The sequence below is a fragment of the Thermodesulfobacterium hydrogeniphilum genome (genome assembly GCF_000746255.1).
GTDB lineage: Bacteria > Desulfobacterota > Thermodesulfobacteria > Thermodesulfobacteriales > Thermodesulfobacteriaceae > Thermodesulfobacterium > Thermodesulfobacterium hydrogeniphilum.
In genome coordinates, this window is record NZ_JQKW01000012.1 from 64640 (window position 1) to 82370 (window position 17731).

Below are 17731 nucleotides of genomic sequence, written 5' to 3' on the forward strand. Positions count from 1 at the left end.
ATTTTTATCAAAAGCATTGATTTTTTTAAAAATAACTTTTTAATGTAAGTAATATGAATAACCTAAAAAATTATATTAAAAACAGGTATTTTTTCTTATTTTTATTTTCTTTTGTCTTTTTTATCTTAGGCAATTGGTTTTTTAGTTTAACTTCTCCAGACGAAGGAAAAAATGCTTTCCCTGTTTTACATATGCTTCAAACTAAAAATTTTCTTATTCCTTATTATAATTGTCAACCAAGATTTGAAAAACCTCCTATGCTTTATTGGCTTAGTGTAATTACTTCTTCTATTTTTGGATTAAATGAATTCAGTTTGAGAATAATTTCTGGAATTTCAGCAACTGGCATATTATTTTTTACCTATTTAATAGCTAAAAAATATTTTTCAGAAAAAAAGGCTTTAATCTCAGCTTTAATTCTTGTGACTATTCCTCATATATGGGTAGAAGCAAGAGCTTTTACTCCTGAGATGCTTTTAAATTTTTTTTCTGTAGGAGCTGTTTATTTATTCCTTAGTGAAAAAATTATCTGGGGCTGGATTTTTTTAGCTTTAGCTGTCCTTACTAAAGGACCAGTAGGTTTTATCTTACCTTTAATAGTTGTATTAGGATTCAAAATTTGCGAAAAAGATTTGAAATTGTCAAAATTGTTTAATATTAAAGGAATTTTATTATTTTTATTGATTTCAACTTCTTGGTATCTGTATATGCTTATCTATTTTGGATATGCTTATTTTTATAAATTTTTCCTTTATGAGAATATTTATAGATATTTTGGTCAAAAGTCTATTCATTCTTATCCTTTTTATTATTACTTTATTGTTCTTTTATTAGCTACATTTTTTTATATTCCTACCTATGTAAAACTTGTTTTTAAAATTAAACAAAATTTAAACAATTTTATAAATAATTATTCAAAAATATTACTTCATCCTTTATTCCCTTTTGTCTTTTGGTTTGTTTTTGTTTTTATATTTTATACTCTTGCTAAGAATAAACTTCACCATTATATTCTGTTTTGCTACCCACCTTTAGCAGTTATTTTAGCTAACTATTTGTCTGAAAAATATTTTAAAACTGTCTTAATTTTTTCTTGTTTCTTACTTATTTTTAGTTTGATATCCTTTTGCTCTTATGAAAAAAAGCGTTTTGTTTATAAAGTAAAACCATTTATTATAAATCCTTCAAGAAGTATAAAATTTTATAATACAGAGATATCTTGTTTAACCTTTTATGCTAAAAGGTGTATTTTTAAATATAAAGATAAAGAACCCATGCCTGATTTGATAATTACCAAAAAGAAATTTGAAAAAAATTTTTCAAATTGCAAAAAATTGATAGAAGCTTCTGAGTTTGGTAGATCTTACATTTTATTACAATGTAGATAATTTTATCTTTTACTTCTTGAGTATAAAAATTTGTATTGACATCAGACTTTAAAATGATAAAATTTAAATCCAAAATGGAAGTAAGCACTTACATAAATTAAGTTCCTTTATAAAAGGAGAAAATATGCAAAATAATAAAAAAAGATTAGGCTTTTTAATACTTACTTTTTTAGCTATAATTTTTATTTCTTGTCTTATTTATTTTATTTGGCATAGGTACCATTATGCTGTCTCAGATGCAGTTTTTGTCCAGGCAGATAATTTCACTTATGTAAGTTTTCCTAAGGTAAATGGAAAACTTATTAAACTCTATAAAAAAGAAGGAGATCCTGTAAAAAAAGGAGAAATCCTTGCAAAAATAGAAAACAAGGACTATGCCTTAAAAGTAGCACAATTAGAAAATTCTATTAAAGAATTAAACAACCAAATAAATTCTCTTACATATCAAATTGCAAAACTTGAAAAAGAGATACCTTTAAAAGTAAATCAACTGAAAGAAGAAAAAGAAAAATTAAAAGCTCAGGAAAAAGCTCAGTATTATACTATAGAACAATTAAAAATCCGTTTAGGACAGATTAAAAGGGATAGAAAAAGATATGAAACGCTTTTTAAAGATGGCTTAATTTCCACTCATGATTTGGAAAACATTCAAACCCAGGAAAAAGAACTGAAACATCAAATTTCTGCAGCTAAAGCTCAACTTTTAGCTATAAAAAAACAGCAAGAAGAAGTAGATAAAAACATTGCCATCACTTTAAATGAATATAAAACTGTTTTAGCATATAAATCATTTTTAACCTCTTTAAGAGCTAAAAGACTGGCTATTATTAAACAAAAAGAAGAAGCAGAGGTTTATTATCGTTATACCAAGCTTTACAGCCCTATTGATGGATTAATTGCTAAAAAATTCCATTCAGAAGGAGATGTTTTAAATCCAGGTGAACCTGTTTATGCTATAGTTGATCCTAAATCTTTTTATATCCAGGTCTGGTTAGAAGAGACTAAACTAAGAGGGGTTAAAAAAGGATGCCCTGCTAAAATCTGGCTTGATGCCTATCCTGATGAAGAGTTCGAAGGCGTGGTAGAAAATGTTTTGCCTGCTTCTGCTGCTACTTTTGCTCTTGTTCCAAGAGATATTTCCGCAGGAGAATTTACTAAACTTGCCCAGAGAATGCTTGTAAGAATTAAAATTATCAAAGGAAAAAGAGAATTGCTTAAAGTTGGTCTTGGTGGTGAGGTAGAAATTAAAAGATGTCTATAGATAATAAATCTATAGCTCCTGTTCATACTCTTATTTCTTCTAAAGAAAGAATTTTTATTACTATTTCTGTAATGATTGGTGCTTTTATGGCGGTTCTTGATACTACCATTATTGATGTTGTTCTTCCTAAAATGATGGGACCTCTTTCTACAGATTTATATGGAATTCAATGGGTAATTACCAGTTATATGATAGCAGCTGCTACTGCTCTTCTCTTTGTGGAAAATTTTGCTAAATATTTGGGTTATTCCTATACCTTTACTGTAGGAATGATAATTTTTACTATAGCAAGCTTTTTTTGTGGAAATGCTCATACCTTAGCAGAAATGATCACTTTTAGAAGTATTCAGGGAATAGGAGAGGCCTTTATTATGGCTTGTGCCCAAACTATACTCATGCTGGTCTATCCCCCAGAAAGAAAAGGATTAGCCTTAGGTATTTATGGATTAGGAGTAAGTTTTGCTCCTGCTCTTGGTCCAACCCTTGGTGGCTTTCTTACTGAACATTTAAACTGGAGATGGGTCTTTTTTGTAAATGTCCCTATAGGAATCTTAAATGTTTTAAACTCTTTTATAATTTTACCTAAATTTCTTGGAAAGCACAAAATCTTCCAATTTAATTTTATAAGTTATATTTTTATTGCCTTTGCTACTATTTCTCTTTTAATTATGCTTTCTAAAGGACAACAATATGGCTGGTTTCAATCTTTATTTATTATAAAATGTCTTTTTATTAGCTTGGCTTCTTTTTGTTTATTTTTTGCCAGTGAACTCTATTTTTTTTATAAAGGCAAACATACCCTTATAGAATGGAAAATTTTCAAATTTCCTGAATATACTTGGAGTATGGGATTTTATTTTTTTATTCTTGGATTTGGGATTTATCAAATTTTTTATTTGCTTCCTCTTTATTATGAAAATTTAAAAGGTCTTACCACATTTCAAACAGGCCTTCATATGTTACCTCCAGCTGCTTTGATAGGAACTTTCAGTATTATTTCAGGAGCTTTATCTGATAGAATTCCTCCGGGATTTATTTTGTTTTTTAATTGGATTTTGTTTCTTATTATATCCTTTTTTATATTTCCTAAACTCAATTATTATCTTCCTGCTTACAAAGCAGTTCTTTTAACCTTACCTTTGGGAATATGCATTGGAACTTTTTTTGCTCCTTTAACTAACTTGGCTATGAGAAAACTTGGTCCTCTTACAGGATTAGGAGTGGCTCTGATGCATTACATAAGATTTATAGGTGGCTCTTTTGGAACAGCTCTTGCCACCAATCATTTAGAGCGCCATACCACTATAAATTTTACCAGAATAACCGAGCTTCAAAATTGGTATTATGTAAAGCATTTTATTGAATCTAAAATACCTCTTATATCTAAATTTTTCCCTCCTGAACTCGCAGAAAAAAAGGCTAAAGTCTTACTTTATCATGCTCAGTATGTCCAAGCTCAAAGCTGGGCTTTTCAAGATACCTTTAGAGCTACAGGCTTTTGGGGATTAATAGGTGGTTGTTTTTTAATAATTTTGTTTTTGTCCAAACTAAGATCCTTTTTAAGATTGTTTTATTTAAAGTATAAATAACATCTGAATCTATTCACAATTTGGTTGGTCAATTCTACAGGCTCCACCTTCTTCAAAAGGAAATAAAATTTCAGAAGAATTAGGTATAAATGATGCTTTTCTCCTGATTTTAGTTTTTAACCAGTCTTTAATTTCTTTTTCTCCATTTATTACAAAAATTTTATTATTGTTAACTTTGTATATTAAAATTGGTATACTATCAAATTTTAAGATTTTTATTAAAGGATAAACCTTTTTAACCTCGTAAGTATTTATTTTGATTTGATTTTCTTTAGCATATTTTATAACAGCTTTACAATGAGGACAATTTTTTTGATATATAATAACAGGATATTTTAGGTTTAAAGAAATTAAAGGCATATTTACCAAATAAGTAGATATTAAAAGGGATATAAAGCCTGTAATTCCAACTAACCCTATAGTTTTATGTTTAGAAGATAAAAAATCCAAGAAAAATAATAAAAAGATAAAACCTGCTACAGTTAAACAAAAATGGCAAAATTCTTTTACATACCATGCTTGAAAACCTATAAAATATCCCTCTACAATTACACAAATTGACAGAATTAAACTTCTTAAAATCAATAATCTTTGATTTTTCAATAAAGAAAAAATAAATATACTTGAAAATATAAAAATTCCTAAGTAATTTAAAGTGTTATGTATGTCAAATATATGAACAACTGTGCAACCTTCTGTTTTACAAATAGAAGTACCTTTAAGATTTAGATAGATTTCTGTTAAAGTTAAAATTATACCAGCTAAACTAACAATAAGAATAATATAATTGATGACACTTCTTGATATTTTTTGGGAGGTATTTGATTTTATTCGCATATTTTCCATGAATTTTAATAATAAAACACCTGAATAAAATATCAATACCAATTTTTACCACTTACGAAGTGGTAAAATAGGTTAGTGTTGATTTCCTTTTAGAAATTTAAAGGCTTCTTCAAAAATTTTTATAGCACAGTAAGGTCCACACATGCTGCAAGCTTTGCTTTTAGAGATCCCTCCTTCTATTCTATAGCGTCTGGCTTTTTCTGGATCTATAGATAATTCAATTTGTTCTTCCCAATCAAGTTTTGCTCTGGCTTTAGCCATTTTTAGATCCCATTCCCAAGCACTTTTTATCCCTTTAACTAAATCACCTATATGAGCAGCTATTTTAGAAGCTATGGTTCCCTCTCTTACATCATCTATAGTAGGTAAACGCAAATGCTCTGCAGGTGTTAGATAGCATAAAAAATCTGCTCCAGCAGAAGCTGCTATAGCCCCTCCTATAGCTCCTACCAAATGATCATATCCAGGAGCTATATCTGTAGGAAGTGGTCCTAATACATAAAATGGTGCACCATGACAGAGTTTTTTCTGCAATTTTACATTAGTCTCTATTTGATCTAAAGGCACATGGCCAGGTCCTTCTATCATTACCTGCACCCCTTTATCCCAGGCTCTTAAAGTTAATTCTCCTAAAAGAATTAATTCCTGAATTTGTGCTTCATCTGTAGCATCAGCTATACAGCCAGGTCTTAGACCATCTCCTAAGGATAAGGTCACATCGTAAGTGCGGGCAATTTCTAAAAGTTCATCATAATGTTCATATAAAGGATTTTCTTTATTATTATAGATAATCCATTCTGCTAAGAATGAACCTCCTCTTGAAACAACCCCCAATATTCTTTCTTTATTTTTTAACCTTTGTAAGGATTCTTTAGTTACTCCACAGTGAACTGTCATAAAATCAATACCATCTTCTGCCTGTTTTTCTATAACTTTAAAAATTTCTGAAACAGTCATTTCTACAATGGATTTATGATGTTTTTCTACAGCTTCTATAGCAGCTTGATAAATAGGAACTGTTCCTAAAGGAACAGGGCAGTTTTCTCTTATAACCTTTCTTATCTCATCTAAATTTCCTCCTGTAGAAAGATCCATTATAGTATCTGCTCCATATTTTAAAGCTACTTGTAATTTTTCCAATTCCTCTTCTACATTGGGACGATCCTTAGAGGTCCCTATGTTAACATTTATTTTAGTTTTTAATCCCTTTCCTATAGCACAAAATTTTTTCACAAAGCCTTTTTTATTTCTACAGATTACTATTTCACCCTTGGTTAATTCTTCTCGGATATATTCTTCACTAACGTCTTCATTTTGAGCACAAATTTTCATTTCTTCTGTAACTTCTCCATTTTGAGCAAGTTCTTTAAGGGTCATAAAATTTTCATCCTCCTTTAATCTATATTTTTAGTAAAAATTTAATATAAAAACTAAAAAACTTGACAAGAAAAGAAAAAATTCACTACCGATTATTCCGAAGTTTCAAGACATATTTTATCTATCCCATGAAGCTCTTTAAAATAAACAGAAACATATTCATGAAAACCAATGTTTTTTACTCTAATTCCCACATAATTGGGCTCTATTGGGAACTCTCTTCCTCCTCTATCAACCAAAACTGCAAGCTCAATCTTTTTTGGTCTTCCTATGTCTATTAAAGCATCGAGAGCTGCTCTTACAGTTCTCCCTGTGTAAATTACATCATCTACTAAAATAATTATTCTATCTTCTATGGAAAAAGATATCTCTGTTCTTTTAACTTCTGGATAATTAGTAATTCTGGTCCAATCATCTCTGTAAAGTGTTATATCAAGATACCCTATAGGAACTTCAACTCCTGTTTTTTCAAAAAGTAAATTTTTTAATCTATTAGCAAAAGGAGCTCCTCCTGTCTGAATTCCTATTAAAGTCACTTTCTCCAAAAAGGGATGATTTTTTAAAATCTGATCCGCTACTTTTTCTATAAGTTTTTGAATTCTTTTGGGTCCTGCTATTACTTTTTTGACTTTTTGGGGTAAAATTTGCTTATCCATATTAGAATGATAAACCTATTTATCAAAATTTGCAAGGGGTTAAATCCATGAGAAACCAGATAAACTATAGAGTTATTTATGGTGATACAGATTGTGGTCAGGTTATGTATTATGCTAATTATTTTAGACTTTTTGAAATTGGAAGAACAGAATTAATTCGCTCTGCTGGGATTACTTATAAAGATATTGAAGAAAAATATAATATCATTTTGCCAGTGGTAGAAGCCTTTGCTAAATATAAAGCCTCTGCTAAATATGATGATCTTTTAACCATTGAAACTTTTATAAAAGAGCTAAAAACTCATAAAATTACTTTTGAATATCAAATTTTAAAAGAAGGAAGGCTTTTAGTAGAAGGATATACTGTACATGTGCCTATTAATAGAGAAGGTAAAATAGTTAAATTTCCAGAAGAAATTTATAAGATACTTAAAACTTTAGAAAAGAAAGGATAAAGTTATGAGAATGAACATAGGGATTGTAGGATTGCCAAATGTAGGAAAATCAACTATTTTTAATGCTTTAACTCAAACTGCCAAAGCAGAGGTAGCTAATTACCCCTTTTGTACAATTGATCCTAATGTAGGTATAGTAAATGTGCCTGATGATAGAGTTTATAAGATAGCAGAATTAGAAAGAAGCAAAAAAGTTACTCCTGCTACTATAGAATTTGTTGATATAGCAGGTTTAGTAAAAGGAGCCAGCAAAGGAGAAGGTTTGGGTAATCAGTTTCTTTCCCATATAAGACAGGTTGCAGCTATTGCTCATGTAATCAGGTGTTTTGAAGATCCAAATATAGTTCATGTAGAGGGTTCTATTAATCCTGTGAGAGATGCAGAGATTATAGAAATAGAACTTATAATGGCTGATCTTCAAACTGTAGAAAAAAGATTAGAAAGAACATTTAAAATTGCTAAATCTGGAAATAAAGAAGCTAAAAAAGAATTGGAAACTCTTGAAAAAGCCAAAGCTATTTTAGAAAATCTTCAATCTATCAGAATAAATTTAGATAAGTTTACCAAAGATGAGGTTAAATTTTTAGAAAAAACGCTTTTCCTTTTAACTTTAAAACCTCTTATGTACATTGCTAATGTTTCAGAAGATGATCTTCCTGATGGGAAAGATAATCCTTATGTAAAAGCTTTAAAGAATAAAGCTGAGAAAGAAGGTTCTCCTGTGGTGGTTCTTTGCGGAAAAATTGAGGAAGAAATAATAGAACTTCCAAAAGAAGAGAGAAAAGAGTTTTTAGAAGCTCTGGGATTGGATGAACCAGGATTAAATAAAATGATAAAAGTGGGATATAAATTATTAGATCTTATTACCTTTTTTACAGCTGGTCCAAAAGAAGCCAGAGCCTGGACCATTAAAAAAGGAACCAAAGCTCAACAGGCTGCAGGTGAGATACATTCAGATATAGAAAAAGGTTTTATTGCAGCAGAAGTTATATCTTATAAAAAATACATAGAAATTGGCTCTTTTCAAAAAGCAAAAGAGTTGGGAGCTGTAAGACTGGAAGGCCGAGACTATATAGTCCAAGATGGAGATATTATTTATTTTAGGTTCAATATTTAAATCTTGTTAAAAACTTTTAATTTTGTATTGACTTTTAATCTTTAAAATTTATTATATTTATTTAGAAAGTTTAATTTTTTTGGATTGTTCAAATTTAGGCAATCTAAAGAGGTAAAAATCATGTTGAAAGAACTCTTTCAACTTTTCACTCCTTATGAATGGATTCTTTCAAATAGATCAGCAGGATATGCTATGGGGAATGCATTTTTAGCAAATTCAAGAAAGTATCATGGTTTACTTATTGCAGGAAAAAATCAAGGTATAAGAATCCATCTGGTAAGTACTGTAGAAGAAAAATGTACCTTTCTCTCAGGTTTGGAATATTTTCTTGATACTAATTTTTATAGAGATACCACCTATCCTGAAGGTTATAAATTAATTAAAGAATTTTTTTATGGACCATATCCTCGTTTTTTCTTTGCTTGTCCTGTAACAAAAGATTTTTTTTTAGAAAAATTTATTCAGATGGATGAAAACAAAAATATAAGTTTGATAGGTTATAAAAATATCAGTTCCTACCCCTTTAGACTTGAGTTAAAGCCCAAATTTACTTTTAGAAACCATCATAATGTTCAATTTGAAAAAGACTGGAAAAGTTTACCTGTTGAAATAGATTTTTTTGAAAATGGAATATTTCTTTCCAAAGAGGATACCGGTCTTTTTCTTTATTTTTCAAAAGGGAATATAACTAAAGAAGAACTTTTTTATTACCAGGTATATTATCCCTTAGAAGATATGAGAGGTTATGAACCCTGGGAAGATCTTTATGCCCCTTTTAAAATTAAAGTTGATCTTTCTCCAGGAGAAATTTTTTATTTGATTTTTAGTGATACTTCTATTAAAGATTTTGAAAATCAAGTAAAAAAAATTAAAAATAGATACAAAAAATATCCTCAGCTTGATTTAAAAGAAAAAAAAGCTTTTACTTACAATGAATATCTTGAAATTTTAGAACTAATATTAGAAGAATTTATAATAAAGGATGATGTTATAGCGGGATTTCCATGGTTTTATAGCTGGGGAAGAGACACTTTTATAGGACTTCCTGCTTTGTTTTATTTAAAAAATGGTTTTGAAATTTGTTGTAAAATTTTCAAAAATTATAAAAAACGCATGAAAAACGGATTAATTCCAAATGTAGTGGGAAGTACTTCTGGAACTAATTATCATTCTGTAGACGGTTCCCTATGGTTTGGTTTAAGAATTTTTCAATTTTTAGAATTTTTCAAAGATAAAATTATAGAAGAACAAAAAAAGGATTTGCTCTCTGTTATAGAGGATATTATTTCTAATTATTTAGAAAATCCCTCTCTACCTTTTAGAGTTGATCCAGAAGATGGATTTATAGATATACCTGATAATATTAATCTATCTTTAACCTGGATGGATGCTATGGTAAACGGAGTGCCGGTTACTCCTCGTTATGGTAAACCAATAGAAATTTCTGCCCTCTGGTATAACCTTTTGAAATATACTTCCAAATATTTAGAAAACGATTTTCTTAGAGAATATAAAATAAAAAGTTTACTTGCTAAATTAAAAAAAGGATTTAGTAGATATTTTAATGGAGAATTATGGGCTGATCGTCTTTATAAAAATGAGCCTGTTTTTGAAATAAGACCCAATTATATAATTGCTCTTTCTTTACCTTTTGATATTTGTGATAGAAATGCTATGCTAAAAGGTGTAGAACTTGCTAAAAATGAACTTTTAACCTCCTATGGTTTAAGGTCTCTTTCTCCAAGACATCCCAATTTTAGGAAGAAATATTTTGGAAGCCAAGAAATGAGGGATTTAGCTTATCATAATGGAACAGTATGGGTTTGGCTTATTTATCCCTATGCAGAGGTCCTTAAAAAGATACATAAAAGAAAAACCAAGGTATTAAAAGATGAACTCACCCAGCTTGTAAAGCCTTTTAGAGAAAGAATTATGACTGGAAAGATGGCAAGCATTCCTGAACTTTACGATGGAGATAATCCCTTTTATCCTAAAGGAACTCATGCTCAGTTTTGGTCAGCTTCTGCGGTATTTCTTATAGAAAAGTTTTTGCAAAAATTAAAATAAAAAGTTTTTAAAAAAGGAGTTTTAAATATGAGAGTACTAATGCTTACTTGGGAATATCCACCTTTTATTGTAGGTGGCCTTGGAATAGCTTGTTATGGTTTATTTAAAGCTTTAGCAGAAAAAGGAGTGAAAATTTATATGATAATGCCTACCAAAGAGAAAGTTTTTTTTGAAATCTCTTCTCCTTGGGAGGCAGACTATCCTGTTGCTAAAAAATGGGATAAAAAACAGATTAAACCTGTGCCTTTAAAGTTTTATCAATTTCATTATTTAGTTTCTGAAGGAGCTTATGCTACTCTTGTTACAAAACATTTAGAAAAAATTCAAGAATTTCCAGTTTTTACACATAAGAAAGTTAAAAAAATACCTGATGAAATTTTAAAAAGACTGGATTTTATAATGAACCAAGGGAATGATTTATTAGCTAAGGTGAAATTTTATACTAAGCATGTATTAGAGGTTAGCCAAAATCTGGATTTTGATTTAATTCATACTCATGACTGGCTTACTTATCCTGCTGGTTTGATTTTAAAAGATTTAACAAGTCGTCCCTTAATAAGTCATATTCATGCAACTGAATTTGATAGAGCAATAGGTTATGGACATCCCATTATACATGAAATAGAATATTTAGGCTTAAATTATGCAGATAAAGTAATAACTGTATCAAATTATACTGCTGAGGTTATAAAGAAACATTATAAAGTTCCTTCAGAAAAGATTAAAGTTATTTATAACGCTTTTACTACTTTTACAGAAATACCTAAGAAATATAAAAAATTCAAAGAACCTGTAGTTTTGTTTTTAGGAAGACTTACTCCTCAAAAAGGACCTAAACTATTTTTAGAGATAGCTAAAAGAATTATTCAACAATATGGAAAAAAGGTAAGATTTTTAATAGCTGGTGCTGGAGATATGGAAAGAGAACTTATGCTTGAAGCTGCCAGCTTTGGTATCGGAACACAAATTATGTTTACAGGTTTTTTAACAAGGAAAGAAGTAGAAGAGGCTTTAAGTATAAGTGATATTGTAGTAATGCCTTCTGTTTCTGAGCCTTTTGGTATTGTAGCTTTAGAGGCTATGTATTTTGGTTGTGCTCTTATTATATCTAAACAATCTGGTGTTTCTGAAATTATTAAAAATGCGTATAAAGTTGATTTTTGGGATATAGATAAAATGGTAAATTATGTGGTGGATTTATTAGAAAATCCTGATAAACTTAAAGAAATGCAATTTAAAGCTGAAGAAGAAGTTAAAACTATTAAGTGGTCTGATAGAGCAGAGGATATTGTTAAAGTATATCAGGAATTAATTAGTTAAACATGCTTTATATAATATTTTATTTTCAAGTTCATCAACCCTTTCGGATCAATAAATATAAAGTTTTTGATATTAATGAATCAGTAGCCTATTTTGATGAAGAATTAAATAGATTTGTTTTCAATAAAGTTTCTGAAAAATGTTATCTTCCGGCAAATGCTTTATTTAAAGAACTAATAGAAACTTTTGAAGGGCAGTTTAAGATTTCCTATAGTATTACAGGAACATTTATAGAGCAAGCCAAAGCCTATCGTCCTGATGTATATGATTCTTTTTTAGATCTTGTTAAAACAGGTGGAGTGGAATTGCTTAATGAAACTTATTATCATTCCCTGGCTTCTATTTTTGATCTGGAAGAATTTATAGAACAGGTAGAAGAGCATGCTGAACTTATAAAAAAAGAGTTTGGTTTTATACCTACAGTATTTAGAAATACAGAATTGATTTATTTTGATAAGCTTTCAGATCTTCTTTTATCAAATTTTCCGCAAATTGATACTATTTTAATTGAGGGTGCTGATAAAATTCTAAGAGGAGATTCTCCCTTGTATGCCCGAATCTCTTATAACCATGGTCATCTTCTTCTTTTAAAGCATTACAAACTTTCAGATGATATTGCTTTCAGATTTAGTGATAGAAATTGGGAAGAATATCCTTTAACTGCTGAAAGGTATGTTTCTTGGATAAAAGATCTCACTTTAATGGAGAAAGAGGGAAGAAATCTTTATTTAAATCTATTTATGGATTATGAAACTTTCGGAGAACATCAGTGGAAGGAAAGTGGAATTTTTGATTTTATAAAGCGTGTAATAGAATTACTTTTAAAAGAAAAAAATATCAAATTTTTATGGCCCTCAGAAGTTAAAAGTACTTTAAATTATAAACCCAAAACTTTATCTGTTCCTAATCCCACATCTTGGGCTGATACAGAACGGGATTTGTCAGCTTGGCTTTCCAATCCTTTACAATGGAATGCTATGAAAACCTGTTATGAGCTACTTAAAAAAGCCAAAGAAAAGGGAAGAAAAGATTTAATTACATTACTCAAAAAACTTACTACTTCAGATCATTTTTATTACATGTGTATTAAATATTTTCAGGATGGAGATGTACATAAATATTTTTCTCCTTATGATTCTCCTGAAGAAGTTTATAGATACTATATAGCTATTTTAACAGATATAGAAGAAAGACTGGAGGAGTGAGTTATGAAATTTAAAAAATTTTTTGTTTACCCTAAGATACCACAAAATCTTCAAAAGCTTTTGTATATTTCTAATAATTTATGGTTTAGTTGGAACTACGAAGCACTATCTTTATTTTACAAAATAGATCATGAAGCTTTTAGAAGGGTAAAATACAATACCAGAAAATTTTTAAATCTTCTTCCTAAGGTTACTATAGAGCAATTAGCAAATGATGAAAAATTTTTAATGGATTTAGAAGACCTTTGGGAAAGTTTTGAAGAATATAAAAAATATAAACATCCTATAATAGAAGAAGCTGGGATTAAAGAAGATGATGTAATAGCTTACTTTTGCACAGAATTCGGATTTCATCCATCTCTTCCTATTTATGCAGGAGGGTTAGGAATTTTAGCAGGTGATATGATTATTGGAGCTTCAGATCTTGGTTTACCCCTGATTGGGATAGGGTTATTATATAAACACGGTTATTTGCGTCAAAAAATTGACTACTCTATAAAAACTCAGGTTGAAGAATCTGATGAAATAGATGTATTTTTAAATCTTCTTCAAGAGATTAAAGATGAAAATAATAAACCTCTCATTATAACTCTTAATATATTAGATGAACCCATAAAAATAAAAATATGGGCTTTAGAAGTAGGAAGAACTAAATGTTATTTATTAGATACTGATCTTCCAGAAAATCCACCTAAATTTAGAGACATCTTACGTTTTCTTTATCCTGGAGATATAGAAAAGAGAATACTCCAAGAAATTATTTTAGGTATGGGAGGTTATTATGCTTTAAAAGCTCTTGGAATAAAACCCAAGATTTATCATTTAAATGAAGGTCATTCTGCATTTGTAATCTGGGCTCGTTTAAAAGATTTGATAAAAGAAGAAGGTTTATCCTTAGAAGAAGCTAAAATGATAATTAAAGAAACCACAGTTTTTACTACCCATACTCCTGTAATTTCTGGAAATGAACATTTTCCTACTGATTTGGTAAAAAAATATTTTTGCGCAGAATTAGAAGAACTTTTTGATTTAGATCTTAGAAAAAATATTTTTGATGAAGGACTTATACCCAAGGAAACAGATATATTTTGGCTTCCTGCTTTAGCTATAAGAAATTCTGCTTATGTAAATGCTGTTTCTAAGCTTCATCAAACTACTACTAAAAAAATGTGGGCTCCTATTTTTGAAAAATTGGTTTTAGAAGAAATTCCCATTGATTATGTTACCAATGGAGTTCATTGGAGATGGTTAAGTGAGCCTTTTTATTTTCTTTTAAAAAAATACTTAGGCTCCCATTTCATTTATATGACCCCGGAAGATCCCCGTTGGGAGGATATTTTTAAAATACCTGATGAGGAAATCTGGGATGCCCATAAAAGGAACAAATATAAACTTGTTACTTTTCTCAAAAAATATATGGAAGAGGAGTTTTTAAAAATCGGAGTCTCTCTTGATAAAATGAAGTCTTTAAAGGCTCCCAAAGCTCATAATTTAATTATAACCTGCGCCAGGCGTATTACAGGATATAAAAGGAATACTCTTATTCTCTATAATAAAGAAAAAATTGCGGAAATTTTAAGAAATACTGATACAGTCTTGCTTTTTGCTGGTAAAGCCCATCCTAAGGATTTGGAAGGAAAAAAAATAATTCAAGAAATTTTAGAATTTAGAGAGCAGTATAAACTATATGATAAAGTTTTATTTCTTGAGAATTATGATCTTCATTTAGCCAGATATTTACTTTGGGGTTCAGATGTTTGGCTAAATACTCCTTTTAGACCTATGGAAGCTTCTGGAACTTCAGGTATGAAAGCTTGTATGAATGGTGTTTTACATCTTAGTGTTTTGGACGGTTGGTGGCCAGAAGGATATAATGGAACTAATGGATGGGCTATTTATCCTAAGGAAGGACTACCCCCTTATAATATTTATGAAGTTAACCAAATTTATACACTTTTAGAAAATGAAATCCAACCTTTATTTTATGAAAGAGATGAAGAGGATATCCCAAGAGGCTGGGTAAAAATGATGAAACAAGCCATTTATACAGCCTGTAGATTTTTTTCCATGAATAGAGTCCTTATAGAATACTTACAGAAATTTTATCTTCCATCTCTAAATAATTCTAAATTACTTACAGAAAATAATTACGCTCTGCTTCATAAAATAACTGAAGAAGCTAAAAACATTTTAGAAAAATGGGAAGAAATTGAAATTTATGGTGTTTATGACAATTTAGTTTCTGCAGAAGTTTATGAAGAAGAGAATTTAGAAATAACTTTAGAAGCTAATTTAGCTGGTTTATCTCCTGATCTTGTAGAAGCTCAGGTGGTATTTTTAGATGAAATTTATTGCGTGGTTGCTCTTGGAATAGAAGAAGAGGTTCAAACTCATGTTAAGGTTTTTCCTCTTGAATTTAAAGAGTTTAAAGACAATAAGGCTATATTTAGCGGAAAATTCCCTCTTTATGGTTCGGGTTTAAAGCAATATAGTGTAAGATTAGTGCCCAAAAATCATTTTATTAGAAAAGCTTATCCTGATTTAATAAAGTGGAAAAATTAAAATCCTGTCTTATATTTTAAGATGTAAGATTTTATTAAAGGAGTCAAACTATGGATACTTTAATCTATATTTTGATAATTTTGTCTATTGTATTGGTTGGTGTTGCTATTTTCTGGTTTATAAAATTAAATCAAACAGTTAATAAAATAAATGAAAAACTGGATAATTTAAATCCAATTTTAGAAAATCTAAAAAATACAACCCAAACTGCTAATGAAAGTTTTAGTATTTTGAATAATACTTTAAATAATACCAATGATCTTATTATAAACTTAAGGATTCTTCCTAAAATAATAGAAGAATTAGGAGATACTGTAAAAGATTTTAACAAATTTTTAAAAAGTCAAATAGAAGTCGTAACAGATGAAGTAAAAGATATGTCCTTAGAAACTAAAGAAACTATAAATAATGTTAAAGCTATAACAAATAAAGCTAAAGAAGCTGTAGATTCTTTAGATCCTTTGATAAAATCTGTGAGTGATTTGGGAAATACTACCAAACTTTTTGTAGATTCCTTAAATAATCAAGTGAAAAATTTTTATATAGAAATAGTGTCTATAACAGAAGGATTAAGGACTTTTAGAGAAAATATAAAGAAAATCTTAGCATTTAAAAAATAATTTTAAGGGGGTGTTAATATGGAAGGAAATGCAACAAAGGTATGTGTAGCATTTTTAGCTGGTGTGATTGTGGGAGGTATAGCAGGTTTACTTTTAGCTCCTACAAGTGGTCCTGAGATTAGGAAAAAGATTAAAAATGAATTGGAAGAAACAGTAGAAAAAGTAAAAGCTGAAGCTGAAACACTTAAAGCAAAAGCTGATGAGTTAAGTGTTAAAGCAAAAGAGATTCTTGAGGCTAAAAAAGAAGAGGTAAAAGAAGTTTTGGAAAAAAGTAAAGAAACCGTTAAAGAAAAAAAAGAAGAATTAGCTTCTAAACTTCTTAAAAAAGAGGAAGAGGTTTAATTACCAATGAAATTTGTTTTTTAAAATTTGAAAATAATTTCTTTTAATAGAAGGGATTATTTTCAAAGTTTTTTCAGCTTTCTGAAAACGAAGAGGTTTATTTTCTTTTATGATTAAATTGGTTTGACCATCAATTAAAAGATGGACCTCTTCGTTTTTAGATTGTTTCTTTTTTTCTAAAATTATTTCTAAGTTATAATGATCAGGAATTATAAAAGGCTTCATATTTATTTTAAAGGAACATATAGGTGTGCATATAAAGACTTTAGACTCTGGATGAACTATAGGACCTCCTGCAGATAAATTATAGGCAGTAGAACCTGTGGGAGTGGAGATAATTAAGCCATCTCCATAAATAGTTGTAACTTCTATATTTTCAATTTTAAGAGTGAGGTATATTATTTTCCCAAGAGTGCCTTTCATAATAGCTCCTTCATTTAAAGCAACAAAACTTTGATTTTCATAGATTATTTTTAGAAGGCTCCTTTCTTCAAATTTTATTTTATTATTTTTTAAAGCATTCAAGGTTTCAGGGAGTTCATTTATATAAGTTTCTGTAAGAAAACCAAAATTTCCCATATTAACACCAAGAATAGGAAGGTCATATTTATAAGCATAGGGAACTGCTCTAAGGAATGTGCCATCTCCACCAAGAACTAAAATAGCAGTAATATCTTTTAAATCTTCAGGGCTTAAAGTAGAAGCCTCTTCTATATGGATTAAAGAGATTTTTTTTTGCTCCTGAAGTTCTTTAAGAACAGAAGGGAAGGATATGAGTTCTTTTTTTATAAATAGAAATCTAAGCATAAAAAAATTTTACTTTTTTTAAAGAAATATGCAAGGTTTATAAGATTTTTTTATTTAAAAGCTCTTGACAAATGGCAAAGATTTTTTATTATTAAAAATATCTAATAGGCTTTTATTGT

Annotated in this window: 15 protein-coding genes; 11 read left to right on the forward strand and 4 right to left on the reverse strand. The window is 29.2% G+C overall.

All coding sequences use genetic code 11. The features are described from left to right. Positions 1-53 precede the first annotated feature (53 nt). From CC87_RS07205 to CC87_RS07215, 3 genes are all read left to right on the forward strand, one after another. The gene (locus CC87_RS07205) at positions 54-1388 is read left to right on the forward strand and encodes an ArnT family glycosyltransferase (protein ID WP_051920739.1); all 1335 of its coding nucleotides are present in this window, start codon (positions 54-56) and stop codon (positions 1386-1388) included. Between the two features lie 124 nt (positions 1389-1512). Further along, positions 1513-2649 carry an HlyD family secretion protein gene (locus CC87_RS07210; RefSeq protein WP_038057625.1) on the forward strand — a complete coding sequence of 379 codons (1137 nt, stop codon included), beginning with the start codon at positions 1513-1515 and terminating at the stop codon, positions 2647-2649. Next, positions 2640-4238, forward strand: coding sequence for a DHA2 family efflux MFS transporter permease subunit (locus CC87_RS07215; protein ID WP_038057628.1), 1599 nt, complete (start codon positions 2640-2642; stop codon positions 4236-4238). The genes CC87_RS07210 and CC87_RS07215 overlap by 10 nt, the downstream gene beginning before the upstream one ends. A 9-nt stretch (positions 4239-4247) precedes the next feature. Here the strand turns inward: CC87_RS07215 and CC87_RS07220 are convergent, their stop codons facing one another. The 3 genes from CC87_RS07220 to pyrR all read right to left on the reverse strand — a co-directional run bounded on the left by CC87_RS07220 (position 4248) and on the right by pyrR (position 7117). Then, complete coding sequence (locus CC87_RS07220; protein ID WP_038057630.1) at positions 4248-5084, reverse strand: hypothetical protein; 837 nt, start codon at positions 5082-5084, stop codon at positions 4248-4250. A 72-nt stretch (positions 5085-5156) separates the two neighbouring features. Further along, positions 5157-6461, reverse strand: a complete 1305-nt coding sequence (gene thiC, locus CC87_RS07225; RefSeq protein ID WP_038057632.1) for a phosphomethylpyrimidine synthase ThiC — start codon at positions 6459-6461, stop codon at positions 5157-5159. Positions 6462-6553: 92 nt separating this feature from the next. Then, positions 6554-7117, reverse strand: a complete 564-nt coding sequence (gene pyrR, locus CC87_RS07230) for a bifunctional pyr operon transcriptional regulator/uracil phosphoribosyltransferase PyrR (protein ID WP_038057635.1) — start codon at positions 7115-7117, stop codon at positions 6554-6556. Between the two features lie 47 nt (positions 7118-7164). On the opposite strand from pyrR, the gene CC87_RS07235 reads away from it, so the two are divergent. From CC87_RS07235 to CC87_RS07270, 8 genes are all read left to right on the forward strand, one after another. Beyond that, on the forward strand, positions 7165-7572 hold the full coding sequence (locus CC87_RS07235) for an acyl-CoA thioesterase (RefSeq protein ID WP_038057637.1): 408 nt from the start codon (positions 7165-7167) through the stop codon (positions 7570-7572). Between the two features lie 4 nt (positions 7573-7576). Beyond that, entirely contained in the window at positions 7577-8689 is a 1113-nt protein-coding gene (gene ychF, locus CC87_RS07240) for a redox-regulated ATPase YchF (RefSeq protein WP_038057639.1), read from the forward strand. Between the two features lie 120 nt (positions 8690-8809). Beyond that, positions 8810-10756: an amylo-alpha-1,6-glucosidase gene (locus tag CC87_RS07245; protein ID WP_038057642.1), complete on the forward strand. Its 1947-nt coding sequence runs from the start codon at positions 8810-8812 to the stop codon at positions 10754-10756. Between the two features lie 27 nt (positions 10757-10783). Further along, entirely contained in the window at positions 10784-12076 is a 1293-nt protein-coding gene (locus CC87_RS07250; RefSeq protein WP_038057643.1) for a glycosyltransferase family 4 protein, read from the forward strand. A gap of 2 nt (positions 12077-12078) precedes the next feature. Continuing rightward, complete coding sequence (locus tag CC87_RS07255; RefSeq protein WP_038057646.1) at positions 12079-13281, forward strand: glycoside hydrolase family 57 protein; 1203 nt, start codon at positions 12079-12081, stop codon at positions 13279-13281. Positions 13282-13284: 3 nt separating this feature from the next. Continuing rightward, positions 13285-15843, forward strand: coding sequence for an alpha-glucan family phosphorylase (gene glgP / locus CC87_RS07260; protein ID WP_038057647.1), 2559 nt, complete (start codon positions 13285-13287; stop codon positions 15841-15843). Between the two features lie 50 nt (positions 15844-15893). Then, the gene (locus CC87_RS07265) at positions 15894-16463 is read left to right on the forward strand and encodes a DUF948 domain-containing protein (protein ID WP_038057648.1); all 570 of its coding nucleotides are present in this window, start codon (positions 15894-15896) and stop codon (positions 16461-16463) included. A gap of 18 nt (positions 16464-16481) precedes the next feature. Continuing rightward, positions 16482-16805, forward strand: a complete 324-nt coding sequence (locus CC87_RS07270) for a YtxH domain-containing protein (protein ID WP_051920740.1) — start codon at positions 16482-16484, stop codon at positions 16803-16805. Here CC87_RS07270 and CC87_RS07275 read toward each other — a convergent pair whose 3' ends face one another. After that, positions 16806-17612: an NAD(+)/NADH kinase gene (locus CC87_RS07275; RefSeq protein WP_051920742.1), complete on the reverse strand. Its 807-nt coding sequence runs from the start codon at positions 17610-17612 to the stop codon at positions 16806-16808. Positions 17613-17731: the final 119 nt, after the last annotated feature.